The 7,241-nt window shown below is 60.0% G+C and carries 11 protein-coding genes; 8 read left to right on the forward strand and 3 right to left on the reverse strand.

Annotated features, from left to right (window positions below; genetic code table 11):
* Positions 1-148 precede the first annotated feature (148 nt).
* The 3 genes from ACCD00_RS29600 to ACCD00_RS29610 all read right to left on the reverse strand — a co-directional run bounded on the left by ACCD00_RS29600 (position 149) and on the right by ACCD00_RS29610 (position 1,973).
* Positions 149-1,021, reverse strand: a complete 873-nt coding sequence (locus tag ACCD00_RS29600) for a phasin family protein (protein ID WP_413428762.1) — start codon at positions 1,019-1,021, stop codon at positions 149-151.
* Between the two features lie 10 nt (positions 1,022-1,031).
* Complete coding sequence (locus tag ACCD00_RS29605) at positions 1,032-1,454, reverse strand: phasin family protein (protein WP_085717304.1); 423 nt, start codon at positions 1,452-1,454, stop codon at positions 1,032-1,034.
* Between the two features lie 243 nt (positions 1,455-1,697).
* A complete protein-coding gene (locus ACCD00_RS29610) occupies positions 1,698-1,973 on the reverse strand; it encodes a polyhydroxyalkanoic acid system family protein (protein ID WP_413428763.1) in 276 nt (91 codons plus the stop codon).
* A gap of 155 nt (positions 1,974-2,128) precedes the next feature.
* On the opposite strand from ACCD00_RS29610, the gene ubiE reads away from it, so the two are divergent.
* The 8 genes from ubiE to tatC form a co-directional block, all read left to right on the forward strand.
* Complete coding sequence (gene ubiE / locus ACCD00_RS29615; RefSeq protein ID WP_007975568.1) at positions 2,129-2,899, forward strand: bifunctional demethylmenaquinone methyltransferase/2-methoxy-6-polyprenyl-1,4-benzoquinol methylase UbiE; 771 nt, start codon at positions 2,129-2,131, stop codon at positions 2,897-2,899.
* Positions 2,899-3,522, forward strand: coding sequence for an SCP2 domain-containing protein (locus ACCD00_RS29620; protein WP_413428764.1), 624 nt, complete (start codon positions 2,899-2,901; stop codon positions 3,520-3,522). The genes ubiE and ACCD00_RS29620 overlap by 1 nt, the downstream gene beginning before the upstream one ends.
* Complete coding sequence (gene ubiB / locus ACCD00_RS29625; protein WP_413428765.1) at positions 3,519-5,123, forward strand: ubiquinone biosynthesis regulatory protein kinase UbiB; 1,605 nt, start codon at positions 3,519-3,521, stop codon at positions 5,121-5,123. Before ACCD00_RS29620 ends, ubiB begins: the two co-directional genes overlap by 4 nt.
* A gap of 91 nt (positions 5,124-5,214) precedes the next feature.
* Positions 5,215-5,616, forward strand: coding sequence for a phosphoribosyl-AMP cyclohydrolase (gene hisI, locus ACCD00_RS29630; RefSeq protein WP_413428766.1), 402 nt, complete (start codon positions 5,215-5,217; stop codon positions 5,614-5,616).
* The gene (locus ACCD00_RS29635) at positions 5,609-5,941 is read left to right on the forward strand and encodes a phosphoribosyl-ATP diphosphatase (RefSeq protein ID WP_007899279.1); all 333 of its coding nucleotides are present in this window, start codon (positions 5,609-5,611) and stop codon (positions 5,939-5,941) included. The genes hisI and ACCD00_RS29635 overlap by 8 nt, the downstream gene beginning before the upstream one ends.
* 25 nt (positions 5,942-5,966) lie before the next feature.
* The gene (locus ACCD00_RS29640) at positions 5,967-6,239 is read left to right on the forward strand and encodes a twin-arginine translocase TatA/TatE family subunit (protein ID WP_008017048.1); all 273 of its coding nucleotides are present in this window, start codon (positions 5,967-5,969) and stop codon (positions 6,237-6,239) included.
* A gap of 10 nt (positions 6,240-6,249) precedes the next feature.
* Positions 6,250-6,690 (forward strand): Sec-independent protein translocase protein TatB, encoded by a 441-nt coding sequence (tatB, locus tag ACCD00_RS29645; RefSeq protein ID WP_008017049.1) that lies wholly within the window; start codon positions 6,250-6,252, stop codon positions 6,688-6,690.
* The coding region (tatC, locus tag ACCD00_RS29650; RefSeq protein WP_413428767.1) for a twin-arginine translocase subunit TatC at positions 6,687-7,241 on the forward strand (555 nt) is incomplete at its 3' end. The genes tatB and tatC, both read left to right, overlap by 4 nt.

Raw genomic sequence — 7,241 nt, forward strand, 5'->3', positions numbered from 1 at the left:
GCTTGGTTTTGCCGGGCGGGGTGTCGGGGGGGGTTTACTTTTTCCCCCCCAACGCCCGCCCCTACACGGGGTCAGTGGTGCTCTCGAATTGCGCACAAACAAAAACGCCCGACCTTCACAGGCCGGGCGTTTTCTTGAGCCCTGAAAATCAGGACTGACTGGTTGGCGTCGATGGAGTTGGCGCGACAGTCGGGGTGACAGCAGGGGTTGGCGCGGCAGCGGAGTTCGATGCGCTGACCGGAGCTGCTGGCGTTACCGGCGTTGCCGGTTTGGCAGCAGCCACTGCTGGTTTTGGCGCGGCGGCTTTTGGAGCTGCCGGCTTTTTCACTGCAGGTTTTTTCGCCGCAGCGGGTTTGGCCGCTGGCTTGGCCGCTGCAGTTTTTGCTGCTGGCTTGGCTGCCGGTTTAGCCGCTGGTTTGGCGGCGGCTTTTGCGGCGACCGGTTTAGCTGCCGGCTTGGCCGCTGCAGGTTTGGCAGCAGCGGTTTTAACCGCAGGCTTGGTTGCCGCTTTTGCCAGTGGTTTGGCAGCAGTCTTGGCTGCCGGCTTGGCGGCGGCAGTCTTGGCAGCAGGTTTGGCAGCTGCGGTTTTCGCCGCGACAGGCGCAACCTTGGCACCGGTCAGTTTTTCGATTTGCTTGGTCAGGGTATCGACCTTGCTGTGCAGTGCCTTGACTTCGTTGCGGCTCGGTACGCCCAGACGCGAAATGGCGCTGTTCAGACGCTTGTCAAAAGCGCCTTCCAGCTCATCCCACTTGCCCAGTGCGCGATCTTTCACACCGCTGATGCGCGACTTGGCCGAAGAAGCGGAGTCCTTGGCGGCGTCGACTGTCTTGCCAACGGCGCTCTTGGTGAGCTTCTCGGCTTTCTCGCCGTCCTTAACCAATGCATCGAAGAGTTTGCTGCCGTCAGTGTCGATCTTCGAGTACACGCCTAAACCAGCCAGCCAGATTTTTCGGGAGTAATCTTCAACCTTCCCGATCCACGAGCTGCCTTCTTTTTCGGTTTTCTTTTTAACAGCCATCCCGTTCTCCTTAAGATTTACGCGCGACGCGTTCGAGCAATGCCGTCAGCTCATCGAGCTTAGCAGAGAGTGCCTCAACGTCATGTTTAGACGGAATGCCGATACGATTCAAGGTACTTGCGACACGCGTATCGAACGCCTTCTCGACCCTGTCGAGTTGAACTTCGACCTTGCCTTTGAAAGTGCTGACTTCACTCTTGGCTTCATCGATCTCGGCATTGGCCGCTTCAAGCTTCTCAGCGACTACCTTTTTGCCTTTCTTTTCAACAACCTGACCCGCTTTGACCAGCTCTTGAAAGTACTCGCTGCCCTCTTGGCCGACCTTGGTGTAGGCACCCAGGCCTGCCAGCCAGATCTTGCGGGCATAGCTTTTGACGTCGCTCAGCGTACTGGTCGACGCGTCGGTTTTTTTCTTCAAAATAACTTTGGCCATGGTGCACCTCACGCGCAGAAGGTTTGAGGAACTGCCCGGATAAGTGTCGGGCTCTGGCACAAAGTAGGGAGAAAAATTAGAAACGGCACCCTAACAACTGACATGAACAGCAAAGGCACCACAAAACAAATGTGGGAGCGGGCTTGCTCGCGAAGGCGGTGGGTCAGTCGACATAAATGTTCAATGACATACCGCTTTCGCGAGCAAGCCCGCTCCCACAGGGGATGTGATTTCAATCGGAAATCAGGCCAGGGCCTTGTCGAGGGCCTTTTCGATTTCCGCTTTGATCATGCCGCTCATGGCCGACATCATCAGGCCCAGTTCCACTTCGACGCGAATCGAATCGTCGGCGACATGCACCGCGCCCTTCACACCCGGGCGTTTGAGGTTCAGGGTGTCGCCGGACCACTGCGGCTCCAGGCCATACTGATCGGAAAGTTTTTGCGCCAGCTTGTCGGCCTTCTCGCGAGCCGCTTCCTTACCCAGGCCATGGGCACGTTCAACACTAATACGGGCCATCAAATGACTCCTGCTTTATGGATGCTTTCCCGAGGCGTCTTGACCTCTGCTGCGTCAAAACGTCCCGATGGTTACCCATCTTACCTTCAGCCTTGCCAAGACAAAGCATGCCTTGGGGATTAGAATGTCGCGCATTCTCTTTTGGTGACAGCGATATGACTGATCAGCGCAAAGGCAGCGATGCCGAACCCACCACTCACTTCGGCTTCAAAAACGTTCCGGAAAGCCAGAAAGCGGAAAAAGTCGCTGAGGTTTTCCACTCCGTAGCCGCCAAGTACGACCTGATGAACGACCTTCTGTCGGGCGGCATGCACCGTCTGTGGAAGCGTTTCGCGATCGAACTGTCGGGCGTTCGTGCCGGCAATCGCGTACTCGACATCGCCGGCGGCACCGGCGACCTGACCAGGAAGTTCTCGCACCTGGTCGGCCCGACCGGCCAGGTCGTGTTGGCCGACATCAACGAATCCATGCTCAAGGTCGGTCGTGACCGCCTGCTGGACCTCGGTGTGGCCGGCAATGTCGAATTCGTCCAGGCCGATGCGGAAAAACTGCCGTTCCCCGACAACCATTTCGACTGCGTGACCATCGCCTTCGGCCTGCGCAACGTGACCCACAAGGAAGATGCCCTGCGTTCGATGCTGCGCGTGCTCAAGCCTGGCGGCCGTCTGCTGGTGCTGGAGTTCTCCAAGCCGACCAATGCGCTGATGTCCAAGGCCTACGACGCCTACTCGTTCGCCTTCATGCCGTTGATGGGCAAGCTGATCACCAATGACTCGGAAAGCTATCGCTACCTGGCCGAATCGATCCGCATGCACCCGAACCAGGAAACCCTGAAGTCGATGATGGTCGAGGCCGGTTTCGACCGCGTGACCTATCACAACATGACCGCAGGCATCGTTGCCCTGCACCGCGGCATCAAGCCCTGATGCTGCTCGCCGGCCTGCTCGCCAGCGTTGAGCTCGGCCTCAACCGGGTGCTGCGTCTCGACAGTACGGCGCTGCCGCGGCTGGCGCATCTGACCGGCAAGGTGATTGCCGTCGACTGCCGCAGCCCGGCGCTGCAACTGTTCATCCTGCCCAGCGACGAAGGCCTGATGCTCGCCTCCCAGTGGGAAACCGGCGCCGACTGCACCCTGCGTGCACCGGCTTCGAGCCTGTTGAAGCTGGCCATGAGCAAGGACAAGACCTCGATCCTGCACAGCCCTGAAGTCGAACTCGACGGTGACAGCGGCGTGCTGCTGGAACTGTCGGCGATCCTCCAGGACCTGGAGCTGGACTGGGAGTACGAACTCTCGCGCTGGCTGGGGCCGGTGCCCACGCAACTGGTCAGCGGTCACCTGCGCAGCCGCGCCCGCTGGTATCAGCAAGGCTTTGCCAGCCTGGGCCAGAACCTGGGCGAATACCTGGCCGAAGAGTCGCGCACCCTTGTCGGTCAGCGTGAAGCCGAAGCCCGTTTCAGTGAACTGGACCAGATCAAGCTCGATCTGGAACGTCTCGAGGCGCGTTTCGAGCGCCTTTCCCGATCCCTCGACCCAAGCGATAACGCATGAAGCTGCTTGCCGTCCGCCGTCTGTTGCGCATCCAGCGCGTCGTGATCCGCTACCGCCTCGATGACCTGCTGTTCGATCTGCCACTGCCCTGGTTTCTGATGGCGCTGCGCTATGCCTTGCCGTGGCGCTGGTTCCCGCGCAAGCCGCTGGACCTGAGCCGTGGCGCGCGCTTGCGCCTGGCGTTGCTGGACCTGGGGCCGATCTTCATCAAGTTCGGGCAGATCCTGTCCACTCGCCGCGACCTGTTGCCGGAAGACATCGCCGATGAACTGATGAAGCTGCAGGATCGGGTGCCGCCGTTCGATTCGCAGGTGTCGGTGAAGCTGATCGAAGAGCAGCTGGGCAAAAAAATCAGTGACGTGTTCAGCCGTTTCGACGTTGAACCGCTGGCCTCGGCCTCGGTGGCACAGGTGCATGCCGCGCAACTGAAAACCGGTGAAGAAGTCGTCGTCAAGGTAATCCGCCCGGGCCTCAAACCGGTCATCAAGCAGGATCTGGCGTGGCTGTTCATTCTCGCGCGCGCTGCCGAAAGAGTGTCTGCCGATGCGCGCCTGCTGCACCCGGTGGACGTGGTCAGCGATTACGAAAAAACCATCTACGACGAACTCGACCTGCTGCGCGAGGCGGCCAACGCCAGCCAGTTGAAGCGCAACTTCGACGGCTCGCCGCTGCTGTACGTGCCGCAAGTCTATTGGGACTGGTGCCGGCCGAAGGTGCTGGTGATGGAGCGCATCTACGGCATCCAGGTCACCGATCTGGCGACCCTGGCCGACCAGCGCACCGACATGAAAATGCTCGCCGAGCGCGGCGTGGAGATCTTCTTCACCCAGGTGTTCCGCGACAGCTTCTTCCACGCCGACATGCATCCCGGCAACATCTTCGTCAGCACCGTGCAGCCTTGGAGCCCGCAATACATTGCGATCGACTGCGGCATCGTCGGCAGCCTGACCCCGGAAGACCAGGATTACCTGGCGCGCAACCTGTTCGCCTTCTTCAAGCGTGATTACCGCCGCGTGGCGCAATTGCACATCGATTCGGGCTGGGTGCCGGCAGAAACCAAACTCAACGAATTCGAAGCAGCGATCCGTACCGTGTGCGAGCCGATCTTCGAAAAACCGTTAAAGGATATTTCCTTCGGTCAGGTGCTGATGCGCCTGTTCCAGACCGCACGGCGCTTCAACATGGAAGTGCAGCCGCAGTTGGTCCTGCTGCAAAAAACCTTGCTGAACATCGAAGGCCTGGGCCGCCAGCTGTACCCGGACCTCGATTTGTGGAACACCGCACAACCGTTCCTCGAACGCTGGATGCGCGAGCGCGTCAGCCCCAAAACCTTGTTTGGCAACGTGCAGAGCCAGATCGAACAGATCCCGCACCTGGCCAACATGACGCGTGACCTGCTCGAACGCCTGTCCCAGCCCCATGCCAACGATCCGCCTCCAACATGGCATCGACGCCGGGACGACTGGTTCCTGCGCCTGCTTGGCACGGCTCACCTGGCCGGGGGCGCCATCCTTGCCGCTGGCGGCCCGCTGAACCAGTTGGCTTACTGGCCGGCTGGCATCATGATGGCGGTCGGTTTGTATCTGGTCGTTCGCCGATAGCCAGTCGCGCAACACGCTGGCACACTGTTTGGACGCTGCATTGAACGCAGGCCCCCGATTTTTGAAGTGCGGGCCCGTATCGGAGTCGTTGATGAAGAATTGGCTGGACGAGATCAAGTGGGACGCCGACGGCCTGGTGCCAGCGATTGCCCAGGACCACAAGACCGGGCGCGTCCTGATGATGGCCTGGATGAACCGCGAAGCACTGGAACTGACCGCTGCCGAGAACCGCGCCATTTACTGGTCGCGCTCCCGTGGCAAGCTGTGGCGCAAGGGCGAAGAGTCCGGCCATGTGCAGACCCTGCACGAGATGCGCCTGGACTGTGACGCCGACGTCATCATCCTGATGGTCGAGCAGATCGGCGATATCGCCTGCCATACCGGCCGCCAGAGCTGCTTCTACCGCGTTTTCGAGAACGGCGACTGGACAACCGTCGACCAGGTCCTCAAGGATCCGCACGCCATCTATTCCGCAGGGCATAAACATGAGTGACACTCTGACCCGTCTGGCACAGGTACTGGAAGAGCGCAAAGGCGCCGCTGCCGACAGCTCGTATGTCGCCAGCCTGTACCACAAGGGCTTGAACAAGATTCTGGAAAAAGTCGGCGAAGAGTCGGTCGAAACCATCATTGCCGCCAAGGATGCCGCCATCAGCGGTGACTGCAGCGATGTGATCTACGAAACCGCCGATTTGTGGTTCCACAGCATGGTCATGCTCGCCCAATTGGGGCAGCATCCACAGGCTGTACTCGATGAACTGGACCGTCGTTTCGGTCTCTCCGGACACGCCGAGAAAGCCTCGCGCCCGTCCGCCTGAATAACTATTAGAGAGGAGCAGCAGCATGGGCATTTTTGACTGGAAACACTGGATCGTCATCCTGGTTGTCGTGGTACTGGTTTTCGGCACCAAGAAACTGAAAAACCTCGGTACCGACGTCGGCGAATCGATCAAGGGCTTCAAGAAAGCCATGAACGACGACGAAAAACCGGCCGATCCGGCAGCGACCCCGACCCAACCGGTTCCGCCTGTTCAGCCACAGGCCTCGGTGAACCAGCCGCACACCATCGACGTGCAGGCGCAAAAAGTCGAAGAGCCGATCCGCAAAGACGTGTGAGCACTGACTAATGTTTGGTATCAGCTTCTCTGAACTGCTGCTCGTCGGCCTCGTCGCCCTGCTGGTGCTGGGTCCCGAGCGCCTGCCGGGCGCTGCGCGCACCGCTGGCCTGTGGGTCGGGCGTCTGAAGCGCAGCTTCAACGCGATCAAACAGGAAGTTGAACGTGAAATCGGTGCCGACGAGATTCGTCGGCAACTGCACAACGAACACATCCTGTCGCTTGAGCAGGAGGCGCGGAAAATCTTCACGCCGACCCAGCAGGAGCCGACGCCGGTGGAGCATGTGGGAGAGCAGACGATTCAGGCTCCCGCCGCCAGCGTCGCAACACCTGCGGCAGCGGCGGAACCTGCACCCGTTGTTGCAGCCATACCGGTTGAACCTGTCACACCTGCGGCTGCGCCTGTTGCGCCAGCCCCTCATGACCCAACACTGCCGCCGCGAGCCCCATGAGCGATCTTCCTGAAAACGACCAGCACATGCCGCTGGTTTCGCACCTCACCGAGCTGCGTACCCGACTGCTGCGCTGCGTAGCGGCGATTTTCATCATCTTCGCCGGCCTGTTTGCTTTCACCCAGCAGATCTACACCTTCGTTTCGACGCCGCTGCGGGCATACCTGCCAGCCGGCGCGACGATGATCGCCACCGACGTGTCGTCGCCGTTCCTGACGCCGCTGAAACTGACCATGATGGTCTCGCTGTTCCTGGCAATCCCGGTGATCCTGCATCAAATCTGGGGCTTCATCGCGCCAGGCCTGTACAAGCACGAGAAGCGCATTGCCGTGCCGTTGCTGATTTCCAGCATCGCGCTGTTCTACACCGGGATGGCGTTTGCCTATTACCTGGTGTTCCCGCTGATCTTCAAGTTCTTCGCCGCGGCCACCCCGGCCGGGGTGGAGATGATGACCGACATCACCAGCTACCTCGATTTCGTCATGACGCTGTTCTTCGCCTTTGGCGTGGCGTTCGAAATCCCGGTGGCCGTGGTGCTGTTGGTGTGGATC

This window comes from Pseudomonas sp. Pseusp3 (assembly GCF_047304225.1).
Taxonomy (GTDB): Bacteria; Pseudomonadota; Gammaproteobacteria; order Pseudomonadales; family Pseudomonadaceae; genus Aquipseudomonas; species Aquipseudomonas fluorescens_CD.

What these genes read in the sequence shown, in the direction of transcription:
- ubiB (WP_413428765.1), top strand. Translation starts at nt 3,519, where the DNA reads ATGAAGCTGCTTGCCGTCCGCCGTCTGTTGCGCATCCAGCGCGTCGTG.
- ACCD00_RS29610 (WP_413428763.1), bottom strand. Translation starts at nt 1,973, where the DNA reads ATGGCCCGTATTAGTGTTGAACGTGCCCATGGCCTGGGTAAGGAAGCG.
- ACCD00_RS29640 (WP_008017048.1), top strand. Translation starts at nt 5,967, where the DNA reads ATGGGCATTTTTGACTGGAAACACTGGATCGTCATCCTGGTTGTCGTG.
- hisI (WP_413428766.1), top strand. Translation starts at nt 5,215, where the DNA reads ATGAAGAATTGGCTGGACGAGATCAAGTGGGACGCCGACGGCCTGGTG.
- tatB (WP_008017049.1), top strand. Translation starts at nt 6,250, where the DNA reads ATGTTTGGTATCAGCTTCTCTGAACTGCTGCTCGTCGGCCTCGTCGCC.
- ACCD00_RS29635 (WP_007899279.1), top strand. Translation starts at nt 5,609, where the DNA reads ATGAGTGACACTCTGACCCGTCTGGCACAGGTACTGGAAGAGCGCAAA.
- ACCD00_RS29600 (WP_413428762.1), bottom strand. Translation starts at nt 1,021, where the DNA reads ATGGCTGTTAAAAAGAAAACCGAAAAAGAAGGCAGCTCGTGGATCGGG.
- ACCD00_RS29620 (WP_413428764.1), top strand. Translation starts at nt 2,899, where the DNA reads ATGCTGCTCGCCGGCCTGCTCGCCAGCGTTGAGCTCGGCCTCAACCGG.
- ACCD00_RS29605 (WP_085717304.1), bottom strand. Translation starts at nt 1,454, where the DNA reads ATGGCCAAAGTTATTTTGAAGAAAAAAACCGACGCGTCGACCAGTACG.
- ubiE (WP_007975568.1), top strand. Translation starts at nt 2,129, where the DNA reads ATGACTGATCAGCGCAAAGGCAGCGATGCCGAACCCACCACTCACTTC.